The 26,289-nt window shown below is 40.0% G+C and carries 28 protein-coding genes; all 28 read left to right on the forward strand.

All coding sequences use genetic code 11. The features are described from left to right. Positions 1–15: 15 nt before the first annotated feature. The gene (locus K9H14_01180) at positions 16–1,080 is read left to right on the forward strand and encodes a phosphotransacetylase family protein (GenBank protein MCG9478805.1); all 1,065 of its coding nucleotides are present in this window, start codon (positions 16–18) and stop codon (positions 1,078–1,080) included. 56 nt (positions 1,081–1,136) lie between these two features. Continuing rightward, a complete protein-coding gene (gene plsX, locus K9H14_01185; GenBank protein ID MCG9478806.1) occupies positions 1,137–2,108 on the forward strand; it encodes a phosphate acyltransferase PlsX in 972 nt (323 codons plus the stop codon). Positions 2,109–2,117: 9 nt separating this feature from the next. Further along, the gene (gene acpP, locus K9H14_01190; protein ID MCG9478807.1) at positions 2,118–2,354 is read left to right on the forward strand and encodes an acyl carrier protein; all 237 of its coding nucleotides are present in this window, start codon (positions 2,118–2,120) and stop codon (positions 2,352–2,354) included. Positions 2,355–2,378: 24 nt separating this feature from the next. Then, positions 2,379–3,095 (forward strand): ribonuclease III, encoded by a 717-nt coding sequence (rnc, locus tag K9H14_01195; protein MCG9478808.1) that lies wholly within the window; start codon positions 2,379–2,381, stop codon positions 3,093–3,095. 15 nt (positions 3,096–3,110) lie between these two features. Continuing rightward, complete coding sequence (locus K9H14_01200) at positions 3,111–5,321, forward strand: AAA family ATPase (GenBank protein ID MCG9478809.1); 2,211 nt, start codon at positions 3,111–3,113, stop codon at positions 5,319–5,321. Continuing rightward, a complete protein-coding gene (ftsY, locus tag K9H14_01205) occupies positions 5,305–6,177 on the forward strand; it encodes a signal recognition particle-docking protein FtsY (GenBank protein ID MCG9478810.1) in 873 nt (290 codons plus the stop codon). Before K9H14_01200 ends, ftsY begins: the two co-directional genes overlap by 17 nt. 14 nt (positions 6,178–6,191) lie before the next feature. Beyond that, the gene (gene ffh, locus K9H14_01210) at positions 6,192–7,526 is read left to right on the forward strand and encodes a signal recognition particle protein (GenBank protein ID MCG9478811.1); all 1,335 of its coding nucleotides are present in this window, start codon (positions 6,192–6,194) and stop codon (positions 7,524–7,526) included. A gap of 77 nt (positions 7,527–7,603) precedes the next feature. Next, the gene (rpsP, locus tag K9H14_01215) at positions 7,604–7,861 is read left to right on the forward strand and encodes a 30S ribosomal protein S16 (GenBank protein ID MCG9478812.1); all 258 of its coding nucleotides are present in this window, start codon (positions 7,604–7,606) and stop codon (positions 7,859–7,861) included. A gap of 13 nt (positions 7,862–7,874) precedes the next feature. Next, entirely contained in the window at positions 7,875–8,111 is a 237-nt protein-coding gene (locus K9H14_01220) for a KH domain-containing protein (protein MCG9478813.1), read from the forward strand. 42 nt (positions 8,112–8,153) lie between these two features. Further along, a complete protein-coding gene (gene rimM, locus K9H14_01225; protein ID MCG9478814.1) occupies positions 8,154–8,678 on the forward strand; it encodes a ribosome maturation factor RimM in 525 nt (174 codons plus the stop codon). A 10-nt stretch (positions 8,679–8,688) separates the two neighbouring features. After that, positions 8,689–9,387: a tRNA (guanosine(37)-N1)-methyltransferase TrmD gene (gene trmD, locus K9H14_01230; GenBank protein MCG9478815.1), complete on the forward strand. Its 699-nt coding sequence runs from the start codon at positions 8,689–8,691 to the stop codon at positions 9,385–9,387. Between the two features lie 59 nt (positions 9,388–9,446). Next, on the forward strand, positions 9,447–9,791 hold the full coding sequence (rplS, locus tag K9H14_01235) for a 50S ribosomal protein L19 (protein ID MCG9478816.1): 345 nt from the start codon (positions 9,447–9,449) through the stop codon (positions 9,789–9,791). Positions 9,792–9,803: 12 nt separating this feature from the next. Continuing rightward, on the forward strand, positions 9,804–10,331 hold the full coding sequence (gene lepB, locus K9H14_01240; protein MCG9478817.1) for a signal peptidase I: 528 nt from the start codon (positions 9,804–9,806) through the stop codon (positions 10,329–10,331). Between the two features lie 72 nt (positions 10,332–10,403). Next, the gene (locus K9H14_01245; protein ID MCG9478818.1) at positions 10,404–11,027 is read left to right on the forward strand and encodes a ribonuclease HII; all 624 of its coding nucleotides are present in this window, start codon (positions 10,404–10,406) and stop codon (positions 11,025–11,027) included. Between the two features lie 16 nt (positions 11,028–11,043). Then, positions 11,044–11,907 (forward strand): DNA-processing protein DprA, encoded by an 864-nt coding sequence (gene dprA / locus K9H14_01250; GenBank protein MCG9478819.1) that lies wholly within the window; start codon positions 11,044–11,046, stop codon positions 11,905–11,907. An 82-nt stretch (positions 11,908–11,989) separates the two neighbouring features. After that, positions 11,990–12,400 carry a hypothetical protein gene (locus K9H14_01255; GenBank protein ID MCG9478820.1) on the forward strand — a complete coding sequence of 137 codons (411 nt, stop codon included), beginning with the start codon at positions 11,990–11,992 and terminating at the stop codon, positions 12,398–12,400. Positions 12,401–12,403: 3 nt separating this feature from the next. Then, the gene (locus tag K9H14_01260) at positions 12,404–13,309 is read left to right on the forward strand and encodes a tyrosine recombinase XerC (GenBank protein ID MCG9478821.1); all 906 of its coding nucleotides are present in this window, start codon (positions 12,404–12,406) and stop codon (positions 13,307–13,309) included. 172 nt (positions 13,310–13,481) lie between these two features. After that, positions 13,482–14,273 (forward strand): 30S ribosomal protein S2, encoded by a 792-nt coding sequence (rpsB, locus tag K9H14_01265; protein MCG9478822.1) that lies wholly within the window; start codon positions 13,482–13,484, stop codon positions 14,271–14,273. 20 nt (positions 14,274–14,293) lie between these two features. After that, positions 14,294–14,890: a translation elongation factor Ts gene (gene tsf, locus K9H14_01270; protein MCG9478823.1), complete on the forward strand. Its 597-nt coding sequence runs from the start codon at positions 14,294–14,296 to the stop codon at positions 14,888–14,890. 9 nt (positions 14,891–14,899) lie between these two features. Next, on the forward strand, positions 14,900–15,619 hold the full coding sequence (pyrH, locus tag K9H14_01275) for a UMP kinase (GenBank protein MCG9478824.1): 720 nt from the start codon (positions 14,900–14,902) through the stop codon (positions 15,617–15,619). A 3-nt stretch (positions 15,620–15,622) separates the two neighbouring features. Further along, positions 15,623–16,180: a ribosome recycling factor gene (gene frr / locus K9H14_01280; GenBank protein MCG9478825.1), complete on the forward strand. Its 558-nt coding sequence runs from the start codon at positions 15,623–15,625 to the stop codon at positions 16,178–16,180. Positions 16,181–16,219: 39 nt separating this feature from the next. Further along, complete coding sequence (locus K9H14_01285) at positions 16,220–16,954, forward strand: isoprenyl transferase (GenBank protein ID MCG9478826.1); 735 nt, start codon at positions 16,220–16,222, stop codon at positions 16,952–16,954. A 5-nt stretch (positions 16,955–16,959) separates the two neighbouring features. Beyond that, complete coding sequence (locus K9H14_01290) at positions 16,960–18,024, forward strand: site-2 protease family protein (protein MCG9478827.1); 1,065 nt, start codon at positions 16,960–16,962, stop codon at positions 18,022–18,024. Positions 18,025–18,026: 2 nt separating this feature from the next. Next, complete coding sequence (ispG, locus tag K9H14_01295; GenBank protein MCG9478828.1) at positions 18,027–19,097, forward strand: flavodoxin-dependent (E)-4-hydroxy-3-methylbut-2-enyl-diphosphate synthase; 1,071 nt, start codon at positions 18,027–18,029, stop codon at positions 19,095–19,097. Between the two features lie 3 nt (positions 19,098–19,100). Beyond that, on the forward strand, positions 19,101–20,807 hold the full coding sequence (locus K9H14_01300; GenBank protein MCG9478829.1) for a proline--tRNA ligase: 1,707 nt from the start codon (positions 19,101–19,103) through the stop codon (positions 20,805–20,807). After that, positions 20,807–22,969, forward strand: a complete 2,163-nt coding sequence (locus K9H14_01305) for an ATP-dependent RecD-like DNA helicase (protein MCG9478830.1) — start codon at positions 20,807–20,809, stop codon at positions 22,967–22,969. The genes K9H14_01300 and K9H14_01305 overlap by 1 nt, the downstream gene beginning before the upstream one ends. 138 nt (positions 22,970–23,107) lie before the next feature. Next, entirely contained in the window at positions 23,108–24,148 is a 1,041-nt protein-coding gene (gene nusA, locus K9H14_01310; GenBank protein ID MCG9478831.1) for a transcription termination factor NusA, read from the forward strand. A gap of 25 nt (positions 24,149–24,173) precedes the next feature. Continuing rightward, a complete protein-coding gene (gene infB / locus K9H14_01315) occupies positions 24,174–26,279 on the forward strand; it encodes a translation initiation factor IF-2 (GenBank protein ID MCG9478832.1) in 2,106 nt (701 codons plus the stop codon). The last annotated feature ends 10 nt before the right edge of the window (positions 26,280–26,289 follow it).

Genomic DNA, 26,289 nt, shown 5'->3' on the forward strand with positions numbered 1-26,289 from the left:
TGAAAGGAGGCAAATATGTACCCATTGTTTTTTATTTCAAATAAGCCTTTCTCTGGGAAAAGCTCCATGTGTGTAGGGGTAGGAAAAAAGCTTATAAACGATGGCTTAAAGGTGGGATATATGAAGCCCATAGGAACACTACCTACCAGGGAAGGTGGCATAACCACCGATGAAGATGCACAGTACATCTCAAACATCTTAAATGTCAAAGATGATCTGGAGAACATATCCCCTATAGTGATGACCCAGCAATCGATAAGGCAGGGGCTTAAGGATAGCGAGTTTTCCAAAGGTTTTCTGGATCTTATAGACAAGTCATATCAGAATATTAGGCAGAATAAGGATCTGGTTATACTGGAAGGGGCAAAAAGTGTTGAAGATGGATTCTTTATGGGGGTCTCCTCCCGGGAGATATGTGAAAAAATTGGTGCAAAAGCAGTTATGGTTCTGAGATTTTGTCCGGAAATAGTAGATGAAATAATGTATGCAAGGGCATTTTTAGCAGACTGCTTTGGTGGGGTAATAATAAACTGGGTGCCCAGAAGTCAGGTAGATTTTTTAACAGACCTGGTTTTGCCTTTTCTGAAACAAAAAGGAATTAATGTATTTGGTTATATTCCTTCAAATAAAATACTATCCTCGGTAAGCGTTAAGGTAATGGCTGACCAATTAGAAGGGCAGATTATATGTGCAGAGGACAAAACTGACGAACTGGTGGAATCCTTTATGGTAGGTGCCATGGGCCAGGAACAGGCTTTGAAATTTTTCAGGAGAAAAATAAATAAAGCAGTAATTACTGGTGGAGACAGGGCCGATGTTCAGCTGGCAGCATTGGAAACCCCTACCAAATGTTTGATACTTACCGGTAATTTCCAGCCTTCAACTGTGGTCCTGGGAAGGGCAGAAGAATTAGGTATTCCCATGATTTTGGTTAATTATGATACCCTTACTGCAGTAGAAAAAGTAGAAAAGATTATTGGCCATGTTAGATTTCATGAAATGAAAAAAATTGATAAAATAGTTGAAGTTGTTAGTGAATGTATAGATACCAAGGCCTTATTCGATCTGGTAAAAAGTTGAGTGTGGAAGGGTAAGCTTTATTGGAACAGAACAAATTCAGCATAGTTATAGATGCTATGGGCGGAGACTATGCTCCCACTGAAATTATTAAGGGTGCAATAAAGGCTTCCAGTTTAAAAGATGCCCATATTGTATTGGCTGGAAATGAGCAAAAAGTAAGGGTTTCTGCCCGGCAGGCCGGTCTTGATTTAAACAATGTGGAGCTGGTGAACGCAGAAACAGAAGTATCCATGGATCAATCTCCCTCAGAGGTAGTAAAAAATCACAGGGATTCTTCTTTATTCCTGGCAGCTGCTAGAGCAGCACAGCTTCCTGGAAGTGCCTTCCTTTCAGCAGGCAACACCGGTGCGGCTATGGCATGCGCTCTGTTTAATCTCAAAAGAATAAAAGGGGTGCTTAGACCGGCAATAGCAGTGGTCATCCCCCTGGGGCAAAAAAAATTGGTATTGCTGGATGCCGGTGCCAATGTGGACTGCAAGCCCCAGTATCTTCAACAATTTGCTCTGATGGGTAAGGTTTACTCCCAGAATATTCTACATGTATCCAATCCTAAAATAGGACTTTTAAATATAGGGAGTGAAGATAAAAAGGGAAATGAGCTTACTTTGAAAGCTTTTCCACTACTGAAGCAGTCTAATATTAATTTTACCGGTAATGTGGAAGGCAGAGAAATATTCGAAGGTGCTGTAGATGTAGCAGTTTGTGATGGATTTATTGGCAATATTTTATTAAAATCAGTGGAAGGACTGGCCACCCTTTTGTTTGGTGAGGTTAAGCAAGCCTTAACCTCGAACTTGCTTAGCAAGCTTATGGCCCTGGGGTTGAAGGGCTCCCTGGGATCATTGAAAAAGAAATTTGATTATGAGGAATATGGAGGAGCTTATTTGCTGGGATTAAATGGAGTTGCGGTTATTTCCCATGGAAGCTCAAAGGAAAAAGCTGTATACAATGCAATAAGGGTAGCCTATGAAGGCATAAAAACCGATCTAGTAGGAAAAGTTAAACAAGAAATCAATAGCAATTTATAATCAGGAGGAATAATGGAGAATTTTGAAAAGGTGAAAGAGGTACTGGTGGATGTTCTGGGTGCAAAAGAAGAAGAGATTGCCCCTGAAAGCAAGTTTGTGGAAGACCTTGGTGCAGATTCTCTGGATTTGGTCGAACTAATTATGTCTTTTGAAGACAAATTTGGTATTGAAATCAGTGACGAAGAGGCTGAAAAACTGGAAACAGTTCAGGATGCCTTAAATTATATAGATAAACATACAAAATAAGACTTAAGGTTTCTGCTTTAGTTTATGGAAGAAGAAGGTACATTAAGGAAGAGAATAAGGACCTGGCTTAAAACCATTGGTATAGACACCGAAGATTTAAAAGTTTATATTCAGAGTTTAACTCACAGGTCTTTTGCCAGGGAGATAAATGTTGAGTCGAGAGGCAATGAGCAGCTTGAATTTATGGGAGACAGTATTATTTCCTTTGTGCTTACTTCTTACCTGTATGAGAATTATGGTAATTATACTGAAGGTAAGCTGGCCAAGATAAGGGCCATACTGGTTAATATGAAAACCCTGGCCATATTAGCCAGGGAAATAGGAATTGATAAGCAAATTCTTTTAAGCGAAAATGAAGAAAGTTGTCAGGGCAGGGAAAAAGATTCCATACTGGCAGATAGTTTTGAAGCCTTTGTGGGGGCAATTTATATAGATCAGGGCATAGAGTTTACCCGAAAGTGGCTGTTGGAAAGATTTGAAGACAGGATTGAGGAGAGGATACTCAGGCCCAAGATATCTGATTACAAAACTTATTTACAGGAAGCGGTGCAGGCAGATTATGCCAAGCTGGTTAAGTACAGGCTCATAAAAGCTGATGGACCGGACCATAACAAACTGTTTTATTCCGTATCCATGATAGAAGAAAAGATAATTGGCAGGGGAAAAGGCAAGAGTAAGAAAAAATCCGAGCAGGAAGCTGCCAGGGATGCCTTATCCACCCTTTATAATTTAAAAAAGTAGAATTGTTGCAGGAAATTGTATCTAAAAACCATTACTCTTCGAGGATTTAAATCATTTAAAGCAAAAAGTACTCTGGTATTTGAACCGGGAGTCAGTGTAGTTGTAGGCCCTAACGGGAGCGGCAAAAGCAATATTGCTGATGCTATATCCTGGGTGCTGGGGGAGCAAAGCCCAAAATCATTAAGAGGTGCCAGTATGGGGGATGTAATCTTTAGAAATAAAGAAGAAGAAATGGGGATTGCTGAAGTTTCCTTACTTTTTGAAAATAAGGACCGGGCAATAGATCTTGATTTTAGCGAGGTTAAATTTACCCGGAGAGTATATGCTGAAGGGGGGAGCGATTACTTCATAAACAGTTCACCCTGCAGGCTTATGGACATCCAGGAGCTGCTTGCTGACAGTGGTATAGGGAAAGGCCTGTACACCATTATAAACCAGGGGCAGATCAATGAAATAGCCATACTTAAACCTGGTGAAAGAAAATTAATTATCGATGAAGTGGTGGGAATCTCAAAACATAAGATCAGGAAAGAAAAATCCGAGAACAAGCTGGGCCGGGTAAAAGAAGATATGGGAAGAGTTGATGATCTTATGGGCGAGATTAAAAGGACCATGGACCCCCTGGAAATTGAGGCTGCTAAAGCCAGAGAATACTCTGAAGTTGCCAATCAATTAAAAAATTTAGAACTTTCTCTTTTTATTACCCAGATAAATAAATTAAATAAAGCCTGGGAGAGCAAGAGTAAGATGGGCCGTCAATTGAAGCAGCAGCTCAAACAGTCTAAGCAGAAACTGGATACCCAGACTAAAAGATACAATGATTTCCGTAGCGACATTGAACAGGGCCTAAACCGGTATCGTTACTGGGAAAACACCATCAACCGCATAGAAATGCAAAAAAACCGGCTGGGTAACCTTAAAGAGCTTATATGGAGCAAAGTTAATATATTTTCTACTCTGGCCAGTATGTTTGACCCAAAAGTTATACCAGAAAAAAAAGCAGAGAAAGATTCTTTATACCAGAAATTAAAAGACCTGCAGCTGCTGATAGATGACTATGTGAAGAAAGTAGATGCTGCTTTATCCGGGCACGACCAGGCTGAAGAACTACACCGGCAGGCAAAACATATCTATCTAAGGCTGGATGAACTATTGGGACGGTTTAGCCAGGAGCAAAAAGAGGATGAAAAACGTGAGGTAAAAAGAAAACTTAACCTTAAGTTAAAGGAAGCCTGCAGTACTTATGCCGGGAAAGCCGGAAAGCTGCTGGAGGCAATAAATGCCTTACAGGCCAGCTCTAAGGCTTTAAGCTCCAAAGCATACCCGGTGTTTGAGGAGAAAAAAAAGGATATAGAGCAGGAAAAATCGACAATAGAAGAACTGGGCGAGCAGTTAAACCAGATAAAAATGGAAAATAACCGTTTGGAAAATCAGATTTATAAAAATGATTTGGACCAGGAGCAGATTAAGGAAAAAACGGAGAACTTAACCCGCTATATTGTGGATAACTATAATCTATCCATTGACTATATATTAAAAAACTATGAACCAGTGGAAGAAGTTGGGCCGGCCAGGGAAATAATTGGAAGGCTTAAGACTAAAATAAAAAATTTCGGAAACATTAACCCCAATGCCTCGGTGGAGTTTGAAAGAATTAAAAAAAGGTATGATTTTCTGCATAACCAGAGAGAAGATCTGGCGGTTAGCAAGCAGAAACTGGAAAAACTAATACAGGATATGAATAAACAGATAAGTGATATGTTTATCCAGAAATATGAGAAGATAAACCAGAGATTCAATTATTATTTCAAGGTACTTTTCCCCCTGGGTAATGGCGAGCTTATACTTACCAGCCCTAATGACAGCCAGGAGATGGGTGTAGATCTGAAAGTGGATATTGGAAATAACAAGTTTGTGCCATTATCACTTTTATCCGGCGGGGAGAAGACTTTGGTATCTATAGCTTTTCTGTTTTCCATATTTGCTACCAATCTTTCGCCTTTCTATATTTTGGATGAGGCTGATGCGGCCCTGGATGATGTAAATATCGACCGGTTTCTTTCCCTTTTAAAAAAGTTTGCTGAAACCCAGCAGATTATCTTGATAACCCATCAGAAAAAAACCATGGAGATTGCGGATACCATCTATGGGGTTAGTATGCAGTCGGATGGAGTTTCAAAGATTGTTTCAGAAAAGATCGAGAAGGCCAATGAAGAAATTAATTAAAAATTTTAATTATTTTGTAAACAAGCTTAAAAATAATGACCAGGATGTATGGGATCAGCTGGAGGAGGAGCTCATACTGGGAGATATAAATGCTGCCACTGCTACCTGGCTTCTGGAGCAGATAAAGCCGGAAATTTTAAGTGAAAAAGAGGTAAATCCTGACCGTATTAAACAATTGCTTAAGGAAAAAATTGAAGCCATACTTGATGGGCAGGGCGAAGCTGTTTTAAACCTGTCTGATACCAATCCCTCAGTCTATTTGATAGTGGGGGTAAACGGGGTAGGCAAGACTACCACTTTGGCAAAAATTGCCTGGATGTTTCAGAAACAGGGTAAAAAAGTATTGATTGCAGCTGCTGATACTTACCGGGCAGCAGCAGTGGAGCAGATCCAGCATTATGCCCAGGATATGGGTATACCGGTGGTAAGCCATCAGAAAAATTCAGATCCCGGGGCGGTAGTCTATGACAGTATAGAAAAAGCAGCGGCCAATGATATAGATCTGGTGCTGGTGGATACCGCAGGAAGGATGCAAACATCATTCAACCTGATGGAAGAACTTAAAAAGATAAACAGGGTGGTATCCAAAAAAACAGGCAGAGATACCGATGAAGTTTTACTGGTGATAGATTCAACTACCGGCCAGAATGCCAAAGCACAGGCGGAAAAATTTAATCAGGCTTTGCCGGTTACCGGTCTTGTTTTAACCAAGACCGACGGCACTTCAAAGGGAGGTATAGTAGTAACTATAAAAAATGAACTGGGGTTGAGGGTTAAGTTGATAGGGTCTGGAGAAAAACTGGATAACCTATCTTATTTTGACCCTAAAAAATATGTTGATTTATTGGTATCCTAAACAGGGTGATAGGAATGTTTGAATTTTTAACCGACAAGTTTGAAAATCTATTTTTTAAGATAAGAAATAAGGGAAAACTTTCCCCGCAGGACCTGGAACTTGCGCTTAAAGAGATTAAGTTTGCCCTGCTGGAAGCTGATGTAAACTTCAAAGTGGTAAAGCAATTTTTAAGCCAGGTAAAAAAGAAGGCTGTGGGAGATCAGATAACCGAAAGCCTGACTCCCTACCAGCAGGTAGTAAAGATAGTAAATGATGAGATAGTAGAGGTATTGGGCGGTTCAGCCGGAAAGGTTGATCTTAGCAATAAGCCACCTACTATAATTATGATGGTAGGCCTTCAGGGTACAGGTAAGACTTCTTCCGTAATAAAGCTGGCCAATTATTTCCAGAAGGAATACCACAAAAAGGTATCGGTGGTGGCCTCTGATGTATACCGTCCGGCAGCTGTATTACAGTTAAAAAATATGGCAGAAACTATAGGGGTGGAAGTATATTCTGAAAAAGGCAAAGATCCGGTGAAAATATCTGCCCGGGGAGCGGCCAAATTTAAGAAAGAGGGAAGTGATATAGTAATAATTGATACCGCAGGAAGGCTTCAGATTGATAAGAAGATGATGGGCGAGATTGGAAATATAAAAAAGAAGGTAAAGCCCCACCAGGTACTGCTGGTTCTGGATGCCATGACCGGCCAGGAAGCAGTAAATATTGCCACAACCTTTAATTCTGAAGTAGAATGCGATGGACTTATAATGACTAAGATTGACAGTGATTCCAGGGGCGGTGCTGCACTTTCGGTTCATTATATGACCCAGAAACCAATAAAATTTATATCTACCGGTGAAAAGGTCGATGATTTTGAGGTATTTTATCCGGACAGAATAGCTTCAAGAATCCTGGGAATGGGGGATGTGCTTACCCTTATAGAGAATGCGGAGAAGGCAATAGATGAAAAAACTGCCCAGAAATTTGAGGAGAAGATAAGAAAGAATGAATTAAACTTTGAGGATTTTGTGGAGCAGCTAAAGAGCATAAAAAAAATGGGTTCCATGGATAAACTGTTTTCCATGCTGCCTATGGCCGGAAAAGGTAAGCTGCTTAAGAATATAAATCTGGATGATTCACAGCTAAAGCCAATCGAGGCCATGATTGGCTCCATGACTGTTGAAGAAAGAAGAAATCCCAATATAATTAATGGAAGCAGGAAAAGAAGGATTGCCAGAGGCAGCGGTACGTCGGTAGCAGAGGTTAACCGGTTGATAAAGCAATTTGGTACTACCAGACAGATGTTAAAGCAATTCTCCGGAAACATGGACGGAATCAATTTTCCCTTCGATAAAATAAGGGGATAAAAAAATTTTGCAAGATGTTGATAAAAATATATAATAATTAGACAATGGCTATATTTAGTAATTTAGGAGGAAAAGTATTGAGTGTAAAGATTAGGTTGACAAGAACTGGTTTTAAGAAAAGGCCATTCTACAGAATTGTAGTTACCGACAGCAGATCTCCCAGGGATGGAAAGTTTATTGAAAATATTGGAACTTATGATCCCAAGAGTGAACCTTCAAAGGTAGAGGTGGATAAGGAGAAAGCACTGGAATGGATTAAGAAAGGGGCAAAGCCCAGCAATACAGTGCAGAAGCTTTTCGAGAAAATTAATTTAATCAGTAGTGACAACAAATAAGAACTGGAGGTCAATTGTGAAAGAACTACTAGAGTACATGGTAAAAGAACTGGTTGATAATCCTGAGGAGGTTCAGATTACCGAAGAAGAGGAGGATGAAAAGACAATAATTTTCAAACTACAGGTAGCCGAGGATGACCTGGGCAAGGTTATTGGTAAAAAAGGTAGAACAGCCAATGCTCTAAGAGTGATTATGAGAGCAGCTTCTGCAAAAAGAGGAAAATCATCAATTGTTAAAATATTAGACTGATATTTCTAATATTTTAAAATATATACTGATTTTAGGCAGTAAATGTCTATAAGAGTAGTCGGGGTAATCGGTAAGCCGCACGGGGTTAAAGGATTTGTTACAGTAAGGCTTTATACCGATTACCCCAAATCTATTATTAAAGGTGATATTTTATATACTTCCCCTGAAGGTAAGGACAGGCTAACTGTAGAGATGGTTATGGACGGCAGCAGGAAAGATAGTATCCTTATAAAATTTCTGGAATTGGCTGACAGAAATGCTGCGGAACAATACCGGGGTCAATACCTGTACCGTCCTGAAGCTGATAGTCCCCATTTGGAGACTGGCCAGTACTGGGCAGATGATATACCCGGGTGTACGGTATTTGAAGGGGATAGATTTGTTGGAACTGTGGTACAGATGCTTGATCTCCCGGCAAATTATGTTCTTTCAATAGATCTGGAAGCAGGGGAAGCTGAAAAAAGAAAAACAAAAAATATTTTGGTACCCTTTATTGATGTTTATATTGAGAAGGTAAATATAGGGGAGAGAAAAATAATTTTAAAAAAACTACCCCAATATATCTAATTTGGCAGCTATGTTAAACATAAATGTTATAACTATATTCCCTGATTTTTTTGCTAACTTTTTTGAGCATGGTGTAATAAAGGAAGCTTTTTTACAGAATTTATGCCAGGTCAATATTTATAATCTAAGGGATTTTACCACAGACAAACAAAAGAAGGTGGATGACCGGCCCTATGGGGGAGGACCGGGCATGGTGCTGATGCCCCAGCCATTAGATGAGGCCATAAATTACCTGAAGGATAAAATTGGGGATAGAAATGGTTCATCTAAAACCATACTGCTTACTCCCAAAGGCAGGGTTTTAAATCAGCCCCTGCTAAAGGAACTGGTTAAGATACCCAATCTTATACTGGTTTGCGGAAGGTATGAAGGCATTGACCAGAGGGTAATAGATTTGGATATAGATATGGAAATTTCCATTGGGGACTATGTGCTGTCCGGGGGAGAGGTTCCAGCCATGGTTTTAATGGATGGCCTTATCCGTCTGCTGCCGGGGGTAGTGGGAAAGAAAGAGTCAGTTGAGCAGGAGTCTTTTGAGGATAGCCTGCTGGATTTTCCCCAGTATACCAGGCCTCCTGTTTTTAAGGGTTTGAAAGTGCCCGAAGTGCTGCTTACCGGTAACCATGAAAAGATAAAGTCTTGGAGAAATGAGCAGTCGGTAAAAATAACTAAGAACAGGCGTCCTGATTTATTTGACAAAAAAAGTTAAATTTCTTATATTTGTTTAGTTTTAAATAAATCAAAAATTAATATACAGGTTGGTGAAACATGAATACTCTTGATAAGGTAGAAAATAAATATATCAGGTCTGATATCCCTGAATTTAAGCCGGGTGACAAGATCAGCGTAAATATCAGGATCAGTGAAGAAAACAAGGACAGAATCCAGACGCTTGAAGGTATAGTACTGAAAAAACAGGGTAGCGGTTTAAATGAAACCTTTACCGTAAGGAAGATATCTTTTAACAATATTGGTGTGGAAAGAACATTTCTATTGAATTCCCCCATAATACAGTCCATACAAAGGCTGGAGGAAGGTTTGGTCAGAAGAGCCAAGCTGTATTATCTCAGAGATAAGATTGGTAAAAAATCCAAGGTTAAATTCAAGAAATAGCATGTCTGTTTGATGGGTCAGAAAAAAATAGTTAAAGAATTTTTAGGCTATCTTGTAGTAGTAATAGCGGCTGTGGCTATTTCTCTGACCATAAGAATTTTTGTCTTTGAGCCTTTTATAGTGCCCACTCCTTCCATGGAGCCCACTCTCCTGGTGGGAGATAAAGTTATAGTAAATAAGCTGGCTTACCGCTTTGGGGAGATATCAAGAGGTGATTTAGTTGTTTTTAATTCTTCTGCTGAACCGGAAAAAGAACTGGTAAAGAGGGCTATTGGCCTACCCGGGGAAGAAGTTACCTTAACCAATGAAGGGCAGATAATTATAAATGGACAACCAATAGAGGAAACTTATCTAGTCCATGATAATTCCGGCAGTTACCAGAACCAAACCTATAAGCTGGGCCCGGACCAGTATTTTGTTATGGGAGACAACCGCAAGAACAGTCTGGACAGCAGGTATTTTGGCCCTATTTTAAACACCGATATATTTGGAGAGCTGGTAATCATTTACTGGCCGCCTTCCAGGATAAAACACCTGTAGGATCCTGTTAATATTTTCTAAAAGCATTACAATATTTACTGGGTTGATTAAAAATCATTATGCTTATCCCTTATGAATATTAAAGAAATAAACCGGTTGAGAAAACTTACTGCCTATGAGGATAATTTATATGGTTGCGGCATGGAGTATATTGCGGGAGCGGATGAGGCAGGAAGAGGTTCGCTGGCCGGTCCTCTGGTAGCAGCAGCAGTAATACTGGATAAAAAGTGTATGCTTATAGACGGATTAAATGATTCTAAAAAGATACCTCCAAAAAAAAGGCAGCAGCTGTTTAAAATAATTACTGGCAGCTGTGTTTGCTGGTCCGTAGCTGCGGTCGGTCCCAGAAAGATTGATGATTTGAATATAGGAAGGGCAAATATCCTGGCTTTAAGCAGGGCGGTCGGAAAGTTAAACATAAAACCTGATATTATATTATCAGATTTTTTCAGTTTTGATGCTAAAGCACAGGTAGTTCCTTTAACCAATGGGGATATGCTGAGCCTTTCCATTGCTGCCGCCTCAATTGTGGCCAAGGTAATAAGGGATAATATCATGGTCAAATTCGACCGTTACTATCCAGAATATGGTTTCAGCAAAAATAAGGGTTATGCTACCAGGGAACATCTTTTGAGCTTACAGAAATATGGGCCCAGCCATATCCACCGGTTAAGTTTTACTGGAGTATTAAACTAAAAACATAATTGACTAAATGTACATATGGGTCTATTATGTGGCCATGGGTATTTCTCCGGTAACTATTAAATTGATGCACCTACTTTATATCCAGGGCATAAACTCTGGCTTTTTTAACAAAGTTTTCCGGCAGTATGGCCGGGATATGTCCAGGGTTTTTTCCTATTTTGGATTAGATAGAAAAGTGGAAAAGTGCAGCAGGCTGGACCGGATAATCTATCAGCTTAAGCGGGACAACCTGAGGGTTTTAAACCTTACCGATAGACAATACCCGGAGCTGCTAAAAAATATAGCTTTAGTCCCCCCACTGCTTTTTCTAAAAGGCAGGCCCATTACTGATAATTTTAAAATAGCGGTGGTGGGCACCAGAAAGCCTTCAGATTATGGGAAAAAAGTGGCAGCCAATTTAGGCAGACAGCTGTCCAGGGCAGGTATAACTGTGGTAAGCGGGATGGCTAAAGGTATAGACGGCTGTGCCCAGCAGGCTTCGCTGGCCGGCAAAGGGGGGAGTATAGGGGTGCTGGGTAATGGCATAGGTTATACCTATCCCAGAAGCAATTTCCGTTTATTCGGGGAAATAGTTGAAAATGGATGCCTGGTTTCAGAGTATCTTCCCTTATCCAAGCCCAGAAAGAAAAACTTTGTATACAGGAACAGAATAATCAGCGGCCTGGCTAACGGGGTGGTGGTAATTGAAAGTGCTGAAAAGGGCGGAGCCCTGATAACTGCAAATTTTGCTGCCGAACAGGGAAGGGAAGTTTTCGCTGTACCCGGAAATATATACAGCAGAACCAGCAGAGGAACCAATAACCTTATACAGAAAGGAGCAAAGCTGGTATCCAGCATTGACAGTATAGTGGAGGAGTTCAATTATATCTGAAGGGTTAACCTTAAATTATCCTGTTTATATTATGGCAGTACTATTATAATATAAATAATGCTAATTCGAGGAAAGGCTGAAGATGGGACTCTTTGGAAAGAAAAAGATAGAAAGACCCAAGAATCCTCTGGGGGTTGCCTTATATGACTATGACCGCTTAATTAAAACCAGATTTAAAAAAATAATTGCTTATATTAAGGCCGAAAAACCTCTAAAGACAGAAAAAGTAGAGAAAGTACTGGATAGAAGTATTCCTAAAATGGAAGATATATTAGAACATATTTCCAAAGAGAATTTAAAAATTGATTACAGATCGGACAAAATAAGGTACAAAATAATAGATATGGTAAATGATATAATTAAGTTTTTTAAGGAAGCTATAGAATATAAGTTTGATTATGAAAAAGTGGATACGGGCATGCTGGAAAGAGTTTTAGAAAAAAGAGAGCAGATAAAAAAGGATATGAAAGAAATTGAAAGTGATTATTTATAAATTATGAAACTCTTTGAAGGCCTGGCCAAATATTTAGAATTTATAAAGTACCAGAAAAATCTTTCTCCCCATACTATCCAATCCTATAAAAAAGATATCAGCCACTTTTTAAAATATATACAGAATAAAGGAGTAGAATCTCTGGAAGATATAACCCTGAATGATTTTAGAAAATATATAAAATTTCTGGATAATTTCAAATATGCAAATAGCACCATAATCAGAAAATATTCCTCCTTTGTAAATTTTTTCAAGTTTTTTGAAAAAAAAGATATTCTGGAAGAAAATTTGAGCCAGCAGTTGGTTCCTCCCAAAAAAGATCAGAGATTTTTTAATTTTCTGTCTGCTTCAGAAGCAGAAAAACTGTTAACCAATATTGAGGTGGAAAGTGATTGTGGAAAAAGGGACAGGGCTTTAATAGAGCTTATGTATTCTACCGGAGCCAGGGTAAATGAGATAGAAAATATAAAGATGTTTGATCTGGAAATGAAAGAAAGGGAAATTAAGGTGGTAGGGAAAGGAAACAAACAAAGGATTGTTTATATAAACCGCAGTGCCTGCCAAAGCCTGGAAAACTATCTGAAAATAAGAACTAATTTTTTATATCAAAAAGATAGCTATAAAAAAAGCCCTTATCTGTTTCTGAATCAGCAGGGAGGCAGACTGTCGGCCAGAAGCATGAGAACCATACTGAAGAAACATATCTTTAAGGCAGCCATAGATAAAAATATTTCCCCTCACAGCATAAGGCACAGCTTTGCCAGCCACCTGCTGCAGAGCGGAGCCAATATAAGGGAGGTTCAGGAATTGCTGGGGCATGAAAATATTTCCACAACCCAGATATATACTCACTTAAATATAAAAAAATTAAAACAGGATTATAATAATTATCATCCCCGGGCAAAATAAGTTGAAAAATTTTTAAAAAGGTTTAAAATCTTTGGAGTTTATGTATTTGCTCATTGATATCTATTATGCTAAAATTTGAAATTAGTAAATACACACACCACTTGTAGCATTATGGTGTCACCTTAAAGGTTAAAGTGGTGGAGGAAAAACCATAAAAAACGGAGGTACTATTTTGAGTATTGTAACCATGAAACAATTGCTGGAGGTGGGGGTACATTTCGGCCACCAGACCAGAAAGTGGAATCCAAAAATGAAGAAATATATATATGCTGCCAAAAATGGCATATATATCATAGATCTTCAACAGACCATGCAGCTGATAATGGAAGCCTATGATTATATCAAGGACCTTGCCAGTGACCAAGGCACGGTGCTTTTTGTAGGAACCAAGAAACAGACCCAGGATACTATTGAGAAATATGCCCAGGACTGCGGCATGCCTTATGTAAAGAATCGATGGCTGGGGGGAACCCTTACTAATTTTCAGACCATAAGCAAAAGGACCAAAAGACTGGTAGAAATTGAAGAGATGGAAGAGAGCGGTGTTTTTGAAAAGCTGCCCAAGAAAGAAGTGCTGGGTATAAAAAAGGAATATGAGAAGTTACTGTATAATATCGGGGGAATAAGAGATATGAAGAAGATACCCGACGCCCTGTATGTGGTGGATCCGCATAAAGAAGTAATTGCAGTTAATGAAGCTGTCAAACTCGGCATACCTATTGTAGCCATAACTGATACCAATTGTGATCCGGATAACATAGATTATGTTATACCCGGAAATGATGATGCTATAAGGTCCTGCAGCTTAATTACCAGCGTAATCGCTGATGCGGTAAAAAAAGGAGTGCAGGAGAATTTGAAAATTGATAAAAGCCCAGAACAGGAAGAGGCAAAACAGGTAGGACAGGAAATACCTGAAGGCGAGCTTGAAGATAAGCCTGAAGATGACGGTGTATGGGTTTAAATATTTAGGAGGAATTTAAAATGGACATAAAAGCAGATTTAGTAAAAGAACTTAGAGAAAAATCAGGCGTGGGAATGATGGATTGCAAGAAGGCTCTGGTGGAGACAAAAGGAAATATGGAAGAGGCAGAGAAACTATTAAGAGAAAAAGGTCTGGCCAAAGCTTCCAAGAAAGCTTCCAGAGCCACCAAAGAAGGAATAATTGACAGCTACATACACCTGGGCTCCAAGGTGGGGGTTTTGTTGGAGGTAAACTGTGAAACTGACTTTGTAGCTAAAAATGAATTATTTCAATCATTTGTACATGACATTGCTTTGCATATTGCTGCTTCAGCGCCCGGTTATGTTTCCAGGGATGATGTTCCAGAAGAAATAGTGGAAAAAGAAAAGGAAATATATAAGAACCAGGCCTTAAATGAAGGCAAGCCGGAAAAAATAGTAGATAAAATTGCTGAAGGCAAACTAAATAAGTTCTATGAGGAAAATTGCCTTATGGAGCAGCCTTTTGTGAAGGATAATGATATTAATATTGAAGAGCTGGTAAAGCATACCATTGCAAAAATCGGTGAAAACATAAATATAAAAAGGTTTGCCCGTTTTGTGCTGGGCGAAGATTAATTAATAAGGATGCCAAAGCCAAAGTACAAGAGAGTATTATTAAAAATAAGCGGAGAAGCTTTGCTGGGTAAAGTTTCTTATGGTATTGATACTGAGGTAATAAATGGAATTGCCGACCAGATAAAAGAAGTAACCGAGCTAGGCGTAGAGGTGGCTATTGTAATTGGCGGGGGTAATTTCTGGAGGGGTGGACCGGCCAGTGCCAATGGGATGGACAGGACTACTGCTGATTATATCGGTATGCTGGCAACCATTATGAATGCACTGGGCCTGCAGAATGCTTTGGAAAACAAAGAAGTATGGACTAGGGTGCAGACTTCAATATCCATGCAGGAGGTTGCTGAGCCTTTTATTAGAAGAAGGGCGGTAAGGCATCTGGAGAAGAAAAGGGTAGTTATCTTTGCCGGTGGTACAGGAAATCCCTATTTTACCACTGATACTGCAGCCGCTCTGAGAGCGCTGGAAATAGATGCAGAAATAATATTCAAGGCCACCAAAGTGGACGGGGTTTACGATAAAGATCCTGTAGTTTATGCTGATGCCAAGAAATATAAGACCCTGAGTTATCTGGATGTACTTAAAAAGAATCTCAGGGTTATGGATTCTACTGCTACATCTCTTTGTATGGATAATAATTTACCCATAGTGATTTTTAACATAAATAAGCCAGGAAATATAAAAGGTGTAATAATGGGTAAAAAAATTGGTACCATAGTAATGAAAGGGTAAGAAATGAAGGATAAAGTATTTAAAGAATCCGAAGAAAGAATGAAACAATCTGTTGAAAAAACCCAACATGAATTTAATACCATCAGGACTGGAAGAGCTACAGTGGCCTTACTGGATGAAATATTTATTGATTATTACGGTTCCAAGACCCCTATAAAACACGTAGCCAATATAAGCATACCGGAAGCAAGGACCATGGTTATAGCTCCCTATGAGCCGAAATTCTTAAAAGAGGTTGAAAAGCAGATACTTGCTTCAGATCTGGGCATTACTCCCAATAATGACGGAAAAGCAGTCAGGCTTAGTATCCCTCCCTTAAATGAAGAAAGAAGAAAGGAACTGGTTAAACTGGTTAAAAAAATTGCAGAGGAGGGCAGGGTATCGGTAAGAAATATAAGAAGGGATTTAAATGATCAGTTAAAGAAGATGGAAACTGATGGAGATATTACTGAAGATGATCATATCAGGATGCAAAAAGATGTCCAGGATTTAACAGATAAATATATTGAAAAGATTAATGAAGCTTTGTCCAACAAAGAAAAGGAAATCATGGAAGTGTAGGTAACCATATTGAATTTTATCTCTTCCTTTCTTTCTTCAATCCTGACTCCGAAAGTCAAAGACTTAAAAAAAGGTAGTGTACCTCAACATGTGGGAATAATAATGGATGGCAATGGACGGTGGGCTGCCAGGAGACATCTTCCCCGGGTAGTGGGCCACCGCGCAGGGGTAGCTACTTTAAGGCAGGTTATAAAAACCTCGGTTGAGCTGGGGGTAAAATACCTTACTGTTTTTGCATTTTCCAGTGAAAACTGGGACCGGCCCCAGCGTGAAGTTGATTTTTTAATGGATCTTTTTGTGGATACCCTGGGCCAGGAGCTTGATTCTTTGAATAAAAACGGGGTAAAAATTAAAATTATTGGAAGCAAGAAAAAGACCCCGGAGAAGGTTTTACAATGTTTTAACCATGCAGAGGATATTACCAGCAGCAATAATAAAATGGTGTTTAATATTGCCTTTAACTATGGTTCCCGGGGAGAAATAATTGATGCGGTAAAAAACATAATCAGGGACTGCCGGCGGGGTAAAGTTGATATAGAGGATATAAATGAAAAGCTAATTTCAAGTTATACCTATACCAGGGAATGCCCTGATCCTGACCTGATAATCCGGACCAGCGGCGAGTATAGAATAAGTAATTTTCTGTTATGGCAGAGTGCATATACTGAATTTTATTTTACCAGAACGCTGTGGCCGGATTTCAGCAAAAAACATTATCTTAGAGCAATACAGAATTACCAAAAAAGAAACCGCCGTTTTGGCAGGGTACAGTAGATACTATGGATAGTTTGTTAATGGTTGGACAATATATTCTGGCTATACTGGGTTTTTCATTCATAATTCTGGTTCATGAATTTGGTCATTTTTTGATGGCTAAACTGAGCGGAATGCATGTAGAAGAATTCTTTATAGGCTTTGGTCCCAGGTTATTAAAATTTAAATCCAGGTCTGGAACCCTCTGGGGCATTAATGCCATACCGGTTGGAGGGTATAACAAGATATTGGGGATGGAACGGGACTCCAGGGTTCCCACGGAAATGGAACATAAATCCTATTCCAATAAACCTAATTATAAAAAATTTCTGGTTATAGCCGGCGGGGTATCTCTTAATGCAGTAGTAGCAGTATTGCTGATAATGCTGTTTTTAAGCATGGGGGTGTATCAGGCAACTACCGTTATTGACTATATCGATCCCCAGGCTCCTGCTTCAGAGAGTGGACTGCAGCCCGGAGATAAGGTTATTGCCATTGATGGAAATAAAATTGAAAGCTGGGAAGAATTTTCTACTGCCACCAAGCAGCATCAGGGAGCCCAGACTGAATATACCCTATTAAGGGATGGAGAAGAATTAAACATCGGGGTGGAATTGGAGCAGACAGAAGAAGGATTCTATCTGGGAATAGGGCCTCAAGTTGTAAAGCAGAATCTTTCTTTTGGCCAGGTGGTGAAGCAATCCATGGTTATGACCTGGGATATTATAGTTACTTATGTAAGACTTTTCGGCATGCTTTTTCAGGGACAGCTGTCCTTCAGTGAAGCCAGGCCGGTATCGCCGGTTGGGGTTATAAGTATCTTCCAGCAGTCGGCAGCCATGGGGGCACAAAATTTTATTCTTTTTATAGCTCTGGTTTCTCTGATTGTTGGTTTTGGAAACCTGATACCCATATTGCCCCTGGATGGAGGGCATATAGTGGTACTAATAATAGAAAGCATAAGAAAGAAACCACTTCCCAGGAGGTTATTAGAGGTTCTTAATACCCTGGGTATAATATTTTTAATCTCACTTTTAGTTGTAGGTTTTGTTTATGATATAATAAGCCCATTTAACCTGCAGAATATGTAAATATGGATATAAAAAGAAAAAAAACAAGAGAAATAAAGGTAGGAAGTTTAAAAATTGGCGGCAATAATCCGATTATTGTACAGTCTATGACCAAATCAAAATTGCAACAGGCCGGGGCTATAGAAGAAGAAATCAAGCTGCTTATACAGGGGGGTTGTGAAGTAATAAGGGTGGCTGTTCCCGATAATGATTCCCTGAGTTATTTGAAGTCGCTGAAGAAAAAAAATGTTTTTCGGGTTCCGCTGGTAGCAGATATCCAATTTGATTATAAATTAGCGCTGGGCAGTCTTGATCTGGGAGTTGACTGCATCAGGATAAATCCGGGTAATATTGGAGGCAGGGAACGGCTGTCTATGGTTTTAAAAGAAGCAGCCCGGAAAGGTGCTGCCATAAGGGTTGGAGTTAATTCAGGTTCTCTAAAGAAGGGGCTGCTGGAAAAAAATAATGGGAATATGGCTGAAGCAATGGTAGAGAGCGTATTGGAAAGTGTCAGGTTTTTTGAAAACCATGGTTTTTACAACTTTAAAATATCAGCTAAGGCTTCTTCGGTTCTGGATACCATAGAAGTTTATGAAAAAATATCAGAAAAGCTGGATTACCCTCTGCACTTGGGGGTTACTGAAGCAGGTCCTTTACTGGGGGGCAGCATTAAATCTTCATTGGGTCTGGGCATACTCTTATCTGAAGGTATTGGAGATACCATAAGGGTTTCATTGACTGATTCTTCTATTCAGGAGGTAAGGGCTGCTTATCTTATTTTAAATAATCTTGGTTTGCGCAATTATGGAGTAGATATTATATCCTGCCCTACCTGTGGAAGGACCAGGGTTGATTTACAGGATATTGTAAGACAGGTGGAAGATATAACCAGGGGAATAAAGCTGCCTATCAAGATTGCGGTAATGGGATGTGTTGTAAACGGCCCCGGAGAAGCCAGGGATGCGGATCTGGGTATAGCTTTCGGCAAGGAAAAAGCAGCTATATTTATCAAAGGCACTATAAAGAAAAGGGTACCTGAAAAAAAGGTATTAAAAGAGTTTGAACAGGAATTGCAATTATTATTAGACAGGTGAATTATGAGATTTACACAATATTATATCCCTACTTTAAAGGAAGATCCCAGTGAATCCGAGCTTAGAAGCCACTCACTTTCTTTAAGGGCGGGTCTTATCAGGAAAGTTGCTTCGGGAATATATACCTATCTTCCCCTGGGGCTCAGGGTTTTGAGAAAAATTGAAAATATTGTACGGGAAGAGATGAATAGGGCAGGAGCTATTGAGCTTATGCTATCGGTTATTCAGCCGTCCGATTTGTGGCAAAAGTCTGAAAGATGGGATCAGTATGGGCCGGAAATGTTCAGGTTAAAGGACAGGAATCAAAGGGATTTCTGTCTTGGTCCCACCCATGAAGAACTGATTACTTACCTGGCTTACCTGGACCTGAAATCCTATAAAGAGCTACCGGTTAATTTGTACCAGATTCAGACTAAATTCAGAGATGAAATCAGACCCAGATACGGGTTGCTGAGGGCCAGGGAGTTTATAATGAAGGATGCTTACAGCTTCTGCAAAAACCCGGAAGAACTTGATGAAGTATACCAGGCTATGTATAAGGCTTACAGCAGGATAACTGAAAGGCTGGGGCTGGAGTATCTGGTGGTAGAGGCGGATACCGGACTCATAGGAGGAAGTTTTTCACATGAGTTTATCATTTTAGCCGAACAGGGTGAAGAAGTAATGGTTTTATGCCCCGACTGCGGCTATTCCGCAAAACAGGAGGAGGCAATTTTTAAAGCTGGTAATAAATCTCCGGAAGAAGATAAAAAAGAACTGAAAATGGTACATACTCCCGAGGTGAGCAGTATTGAGAAACTTTCAGATTTTCTGGGGGTTGCAGCCGACAGTATAGTTAAATCTCTGGTAATGGAAGGAAAAGATGGCAGCCTGTATGCATTTTTGGTTAGTGGTGAACGGGAGCTGGATATAGATAAGGCTTCGAAAGTAGCCCGGACCGAACTGGGCATGGTGGACCAGTCTTTGGCCCATGATTTAAATCTTGGCTTTTTCGGGCCCATAGGAGCCAGGGAAGATATTAAATTTTTTGCTGATAATTCCATAAAAGGAAAGATAAATTTCATTATAGGTGCCAATAAAAGGGATCACCATTACATTAATGCCAATTACGGACGTGATTTTAAAGTGGATGACTGGGGGAGTTTCACTTACCCTGTTGAAGGCGATTGGTGTAAACACTGCGGCAGCAGGTTGACTTTTAAGAAGGGTATTGAGATAGGACATATATTCAAACTGGGCACCAAATACAGCCGGAAACTCGAGGCCAGCTTCCTGGATAAAGATGGTAAGAGGATGCCTTTTCAGATGGGCTGTTATGGCATAGGGGTAAGCAGGATAATGTCTGCAGCTATAGAACAGCTAAGCGATGATGACGGCATAATCTGGCCAGAGTCAATTGCACCTTTTGATGCTGAAATCATAGTTATCAATGCTGATGATGAAGCTATGGTCCAGGCGGCTGATAAAATATATGGGCAGCTGTGCGATATGGATATAGATGTTCTGTATGATGACCGCAATATAAGGGCAGGTATAAAGTTTAAGGATGCTTCACTTATAGGTATACCCGTAAGGCTTATTGTGGGAAAGAATACGGTCCAAAAAGGGATTGTGGAATTAGAATTCAGAAAGGGCAGGCAGAAAGAAGAGGTTGAATTAAAAGATTTACCACAATTTATGGCCCAAATAAAACAACTGCAAAAGACTTAATGGAATCCCAAAAACCAGAAAAAATCTGCGGAGTCCTGGAAAGAATTGTTTTTAATAACCAGGAAACCAGCTTCCTGGTGGGAAGGCTGCGATTGGATAATAGTAAACGGCTGGCTACCATTGTAGGAAGTTGCCCCGATATGGAATGCGGCCAGCATTTGGAAGTTAATGGCCACTGGTTTGAGGATCCAAAATACGGGAAGCAGTTTAAAATAGAAAGCACCAAACTGGTGGCTCCCCAGACCATTGAAGGCATAGAAAAATATTTAGGGTCTGGCCTGATTAAGGGTATCGGCCCGGCTATGGCCAAAAAGATTGTTGATAGATTCAACATGGATACCCTGAAAATTTTGGATAAAAATCCAGGGAGACTATCAGAGATAGAGGGTTTTGGGGCCAAAAGAATAGAGACAGTTAAGCAAGCCTGGGACAGGCACAGGGATTTAAGGGATGCCATGGTTTTTTTAAAAACCTATGGACTGGGAAATGCTCTGTCCATTAAAGTCTACAAGCACTACGGCAAAAAATGCATAGACATAATCAGGAAAAACCCTTATCGGCTCTGTGAGGATATTTTTGGCATAGGGTTTAAAACTGCTGATTCTATAGCCATAAACATGGGTATCAGCAAAGATTCCATGTTCAGGACTAAAGCGGGAATAATTTATTTGCTGGAGAATATGGAAACTGCCGGACATTGCTATTATCCCTATCAAAAATTGATAGAAGCTGCAGCTGATTTTCTGCATATAGATCTGGATCTGGCCAATAAGGCTCTGGGTGAGTTAAAACAGGAAAAAAGGGTAGCGGTAATTGCCGGATATGAACCCAGGGTTTACCAGAGGGAAATATATGATGCAGAAGTTTCTGTTGCCGCCAAGTTAAAAAAAATTCAGGAAAGTCCTCTGGCCCAACAGAATTTAGATAGCAGAAGCATAGATAAAATTACGGATGAGCTGGCCGGACGCAATAATATATTCTTAGATACAGAGCAAAAACAGGCTATCGCTAAGGCTAATACTGAGAAAGTACTGGTAATTACCGGCAGTCCGGGTACAGGAAAGAGTACAATAATGAATTTTGTACTTATGACCCTGAAGATGCAGAACAGAAAAGTTATGCTGGCTGCACCTACCGGCAGAGCCTCAAAAAGGCTTTCCCAGACTACAGGCAAAGAGGCCAAAACCATACACCGGCTTCTAAAATATAATCCCAAACGCAACAGCTTTAGCAAGAATAAAGAGAACCAGATAGATACTGATGTATTAATTATAGACGAAGCTTCCATGATTGATATCAGGCTGTTTAACTCCTTGCTGGAGGCAGTGAAAGATGAATCACAAATAATACTGGTGGGTGATGCTGACCAGCTGCCATCTGTAGGACCGGGTAATATATTAAAGGACATAATAGAATCCAGGCAATTCCCGGTAGTGACACTGAAAAAAATATACAGGCAGGAGGGGCAGAGCCTGATTATACAGAATGCCCACAAGGTAAGGGACGGGGTGTATCCTTATACCGGTAAGCCTAAAAATAATGACTTTTTTTTCATAGAAAAAAATGATCCCGAACAGGTAGTCAGTCTTATACTGGAACTGATATTGGATAAACTACCGCAAAAATTTAATTTTAACCCCCTCAGTGACGTACAGGTACTGGTACCCACCAACAAGGGAACGGTAGGGGTAGACAATCTGAATAAAGCCATACAGAAAAGAATAAATAACAGTGGCACCAAAATATCAGGACCCAGGTTTGAGTTCAGGTTAAATGATAAGGTCATCCAGCTAAAAAATAACTATGATAAAGATGTCTATAATGGTGATATAGGGTTTATAAAATACATTGACTCAAAATTAAAGGAAGTTACCATTGATTTTGAAGGCAGGAACGTGCTTTACAATTTTTATGAGCTGGATGAAATAACCCTTTCTTATGCTATTTCTATACATAAATCCCAGGGTTCTGAATTTCCCTGCATAATAGTCCCATTGCTTACTTCTCACTATATGCTTCTACAGAGAAACCTGCTTTATACCGCTATTACCAGGGCGCAACAGGTGGCCATCCTGATTGGTTCAAAGAAAGCAATAGGTATAGCTATAAACCGCAATATAGTAGGAGACCGTTATACCGGCCTGAAAGAAATGCTGGCTTAATTAGAGATTCTATTATATTGAATTTTTTTTATTATGTGCTATACTTATTTACAAATTTCAGCAACAATAATGTTTAAGGATAGTGGGCATGACCCACTATTTTTATTGTTTATCTAAATTTTACAAAGGTGATGAAGTTTGAATAAGGAATTGATAGCGGCTTTAAGGGAGCTGGAAAAAGAAAAAGGCATTAAGCTGGATACTATTATAGATGCACTTAATGTTGCCCTTAATTCTGCATATAAGAAAAATTATAAAATAGATTTTGACAGCAGGGTAGAGGTGGATACCGAGACCGGTGAAATTAAGGTGTTTAAGGTATTAACCGAAGATGAAAAAAGCGATAATGATGCTGATGAACTGGAAGTAACCCCTGACAATTTTGGCAGGATTGCCGCCCAAACAGCCATGCAGGTGATTAAGCAGAGGATAAAGGAAGCTGAGAGGGAAATAATGTATGAAGAATTCAAGGACAGAGTGGGCGATCTGGTTACCGGTATAATACAGCAAAGTGATGCACGTTTTACCCTGGTGGATTTGGGCAAGGTAGAGGCTTTGCTTCCCCAGCATGAGCAGGTAGCTAATGAGAGATACAGACATGGGGAAAGAATAAAAGCTTTTATATCAGAGGTAAGGAAAACCACCAAAGGTCCCCAGGTGATAGTTTCCAGGACTCATACCGGCCTTATAGAAAGGTTGTTTGAACTGGAAGTGCCTGAAATTGGAGAAGATATCGTAGAAATAGTCAATATTGCCCGGGAGCCCGGTTACAGGACCAAGATTGCGGTAAAATCAAATGATAAGAATGTTGATCCTGTAGGCGCCTGTGTTGGCCCCAAAGGGTCCAGGGTTAGAATGGTTGTTGATGAGCTGAGCGGAGAAAAAATAGATATTGTATGTTATAGCCAGGATGTAGTAGAGTTTATAAAGAATTCCCTATCCCCGGCAAAAGTAAACAAGGTACTTACTGAAGAAGAAAGGAAGTTTGCCCTGGTTGTGGTTCCCAACGACCAGCTGTCTTTAGCTATAGGCAGAGAAGGACAAAATGCCAGGCTGGCAGCCAAGCTTACTGGCTGGAAAATTGATATAAAAAGCCAGAGGCAATTTGATGAAGAACTGGAAGAGGCCAGGAGAGAAAGATTAAAGATCAGGCAGCAGTCGGAGGAACAGCCAGAATAAATTTTTTGAACGGAAGTGATTTAAAATTAGAGTATATGAAATAGCAAAAAAGAATAAAATATCCTCAAAGGAATTAATGAAACTGTTGCAGGATGAAGGTATAGAGGTAAAAAGCCATATGTCTTCAGTCAGTCCGGATGTGGAAAAAAAGATCCAGAAGTTGTTAGGCTCCAAGAAACCTGACAAAAAGAAAAAAGGCGGCTGGGAAGAAGAAAAGAGGCAGAGCATTAGAAGTGTATTGGATAAAGAGCTGGATAAAGAAGAAAAAAATGGAAGAATAAGGTTAAAGAGTACTTCCAGGAGAAAGAAGCAGGCCAAACCTAAGGACGACAGCTCCAAAAGCAGTGGCACAACCACCAAGGAAAAGAAGGCAGCCAGGCCTCAAATAAAGAAAGTGATTGAGCTTCCGGACGGGATAAATGCAAAACAGCTTTCGGAGAGAATTGGTGTATCTTCCAGCGATCTGGTGCAATCATTGTTTAATATGGGGGAAATGGTTAACATAAATCAGCCCCTAAGCAGGGAACTTATAGAATTCTTATCCAATGAATACAATTTTAAATACAATATCATCGGTTTTGAAGAGAAAATTGAAGAGGTATATGATGATTCAGAAGAGGATTTAGTAATAAGGCCTCCTATTGTTACCGTAATGGGCCATGTAGACCATGGTAAGACAACTTTGCTGGATTCTATCCGTGATACCAAGGTAGCCACCAGCGAAGCTGGGGGTATAACCCAGGATATAGGTGCTTACCAGATAAGGCATAAGGATAAAAAGATAACCTTTATTGATACGCCCGGCCATGAGGCATTTACTACTATGAGGGCCAGGGGCGCCCAGGTCACAGATATAGCGGTAATAGTGGTGGCAGCCAATGATGGGGTAATGCCCCAGACAGTAGAAGCCATAAACCATGCCAAAGCTGCAGGAGTCCCTATAATTGTAGCCATAAACAAGATTGATTTGCCCAATGCCAACCCCAACAAGGTAAAACAGGACCTTACTGAATACGACCTGGTTCCCGAAGAGTGGGGAGGCGAAACAATTTGCGTGGAAATTTCAGCAGAAAAGAAGACCAATATAGATGAGCTTCTGGAAATGATACAGCTGGTAGCGGAGATGAATGAAATAAAGGGAAACCCGAATGTTGAGGGAAGTGGAATAATAATTGAGTCCAAGCTGGATAAAAGCATGGGTCCTATTGCTACTGTCCTGATTAAAAGAGGCACAATAGAGATAGGTGACTCTTTTGTTACCGGCAGTTCTACCGGCAGGGTAAGGTCAATTATTGATGAGAAAGGCAAAAGGATTAAGAAGGCTGTATTATCACAGCCGGTAGAGATTATGGGATTTTCCACTGTGCCCCAGGCTGGTGATAAACTGTTTGTGGTCAAGAGTGAAAAAGTAGCTAAAGAAATTGCCAGCAAAAGGGACTATGATATTAAGATGTCTAAAATGGCTGAAACTAAAAAGAGCATGACCCTGGAAGAGCTGTCCAGAATATCAGAGCAGGAAGAGGTAAAGAAACTGGCCATAGTACTTAAGGCGGATTCCAATGGTTCCCTTGATGCAGTAGTTAAGGCTTTGGGTAAGATAGAAGAAGAGGATATAAACATTGATATTATACATAGGGGAGTAGGGGCCATTACCGATAGTGATATTATACTGGCATCTGCCTCAAATTCAGTGGTAATAGGATTTGGTGTGGTTCCAACCAGCAGCGCAAAGCAGGTAGCCAAAAAAGAAGATATAGAAATAAGGACCTATAATATTATTTACAAACTTATTGATGATTTGAGTCTGGCTTTCAAGGGCCTGCTGGAGCCGGAAATAGAAATAGTAGAAAAAGGAAAAGTTGAAGTAAGAGAGTTATTCAAGATACCCAAGGTGGGCTCAGTTGCCGGTTGTTATGTTCTGGAAGGTGAAGCTGAAAGGGGCAACCCGGCAAGGATAATAAGGGACGGCAAGATAATTTATGAAAGTAAGATTGCTACCATACACCGGTTTAAAGAAGACGTGAAGAAGGTATCAGCAGGTTATGAATGCGGGATCAGGATTGAGAATTTCCAGGACCTTAACAAGGGTGACATCATCGAAGTTTTCCAGGAACAAGAGGTAGCTCCATAAAGTGGTTGTT

The organism is Actinomycetes bacterium, assembly GCA_022396035.1.
Taxonomy (GTDB): domain Bacteria; phylum Actinomycetota; class Humimicrobiia; order Humimicrobiales; family Humimicrobiaceae; genus Halolacustris.

Bases quoted from the DNA above. Each gene is read 5' to 3' on its own strand.
- K9H14_01180 (MCG9478805.1), top strand. From the start codon at position 16: ATGTACCCATTGTTTTTTATTTCAAATAAGCCTTTCTCTGGGAAAAGC.
- plsX (MCG9478806.1), top strand. From the start codon at position 1,137: ATGGGCGGAGACTATGCTCCCACTGAAATTATTAAGGGTGCAATAAAG.
- rnc (MCG9478808.1), top strand. From the start codon at position 2,379: ATGGAAGAAGAAGGTACATTAAGGAAGAGAATAAGGACCTGGCTTAAA.
- ftsY (MCG9478810.1), top strand. From the start codon at position 5,305: ATGAAGAAATTAATTAAAAATTTTAATTATTTTGTAAACAAGCTTAAA.
- ffh (MCG9478811.1), top strand. From the start codon at position 6,192: ATGTTTGAATTTTTAACCGACAAGTTTGAAAATCTATTTTTTAAGATA.
- rimM (MCG9478814.1), top strand. From the start codon at position 8,154: ATGTCTATAAGAGTAGTCGGGGTAATCGGTAAGCCGCACGGGGTTAAA.
- trmD (MCG9478815.1), top strand. From the start codon at position 8,689: ATGTTAAACATAAATGTTATAACTATATTCCCTGATTTTTTTGCTAAC.
- rplS (MCG9478816.1), top strand. From the start codon at position 9,447: ATGAATACTCTTGATAAGGTAGAAAATAAATATATCAGGTCTGATATC.
- lepB (MCG9478817.1), top strand. From the start codon at position 9,804: ATGGGTCAGAAAAAAATAGTTAAAGAATTTTTAGGCTATCTTGTAGTA.
- K9H14_01245 (MCG9478818.1), top strand. From the start codon at position 10,404: ATGAATATTAAAGAAATAAACCGGTTGAGAAAACTTACTGCCTATGAG.
- dprA (MCG9478819.1), top strand. From the start codon at position 11,044: ATGTACATATGGGTCTATTATGTGGCCATGGGTATTTCTCCGGTAACT.
- K9H14_01255 (MCG9478820.1), top strand. From the start codon at position 11,990: ATGGGACTCTTTGGAAAGAAAAAGATAGAAAGACCCAAGAATCCTCTG.
- K9H14_01260 (MCG9478821.1), top strand. From the start codon at position 12,404: ATGAAACTCTTTGAAGGCCTGGCCAAATATTTAGAATTTATAAAGTAC.
- tsf (MCG9478823.1), top strand. From the start codon at position 14,294: ATGGACATAAAAGCAGATTTAGTAAAAGAACTTAGAGAAAAATCAGGC.
- pyrH (MCG9478824.1), top strand. From the start codon at position 14,900: ATGCCAAAGCCAAAGTACAAGAGAGTATTATTAAAAATAAGCGGAGAA.
- frr (MCG9478825.1), top strand. From the start codon at position 15,623: ATGAAGGATAAAGTATTTAAAGAATCCGAAGAAAGAATGAAACAATCT.
- K9H14_01290 (MCG9478827.1), top strand. From the start codon at position 16,960: ATGGATAGTTTGTTAATGGTTGGACAATATATTCTGGCTATACTGGGT.
- ispG (MCG9478828.1), top strand. From the start codon at position 18,027: ATGGATATAAAAAGAAAAAAAACAAGAGAAATAAAGGTAGGAAGTTTA.
- K9H14_01300 (MCG9478829.1), top strand. From the start codon at position 19,101: ATGAGATTTACACAATATTATATCCCTACTTTAAAGGAAGATCCCAGT.
- K9H14_01305 (MCG9478830.1), top strand. From the start codon at position 20,807: ATGGAATCCCAAAAACCAGAAAAAATCTGCGGAGTCCTGGAAAGAATT.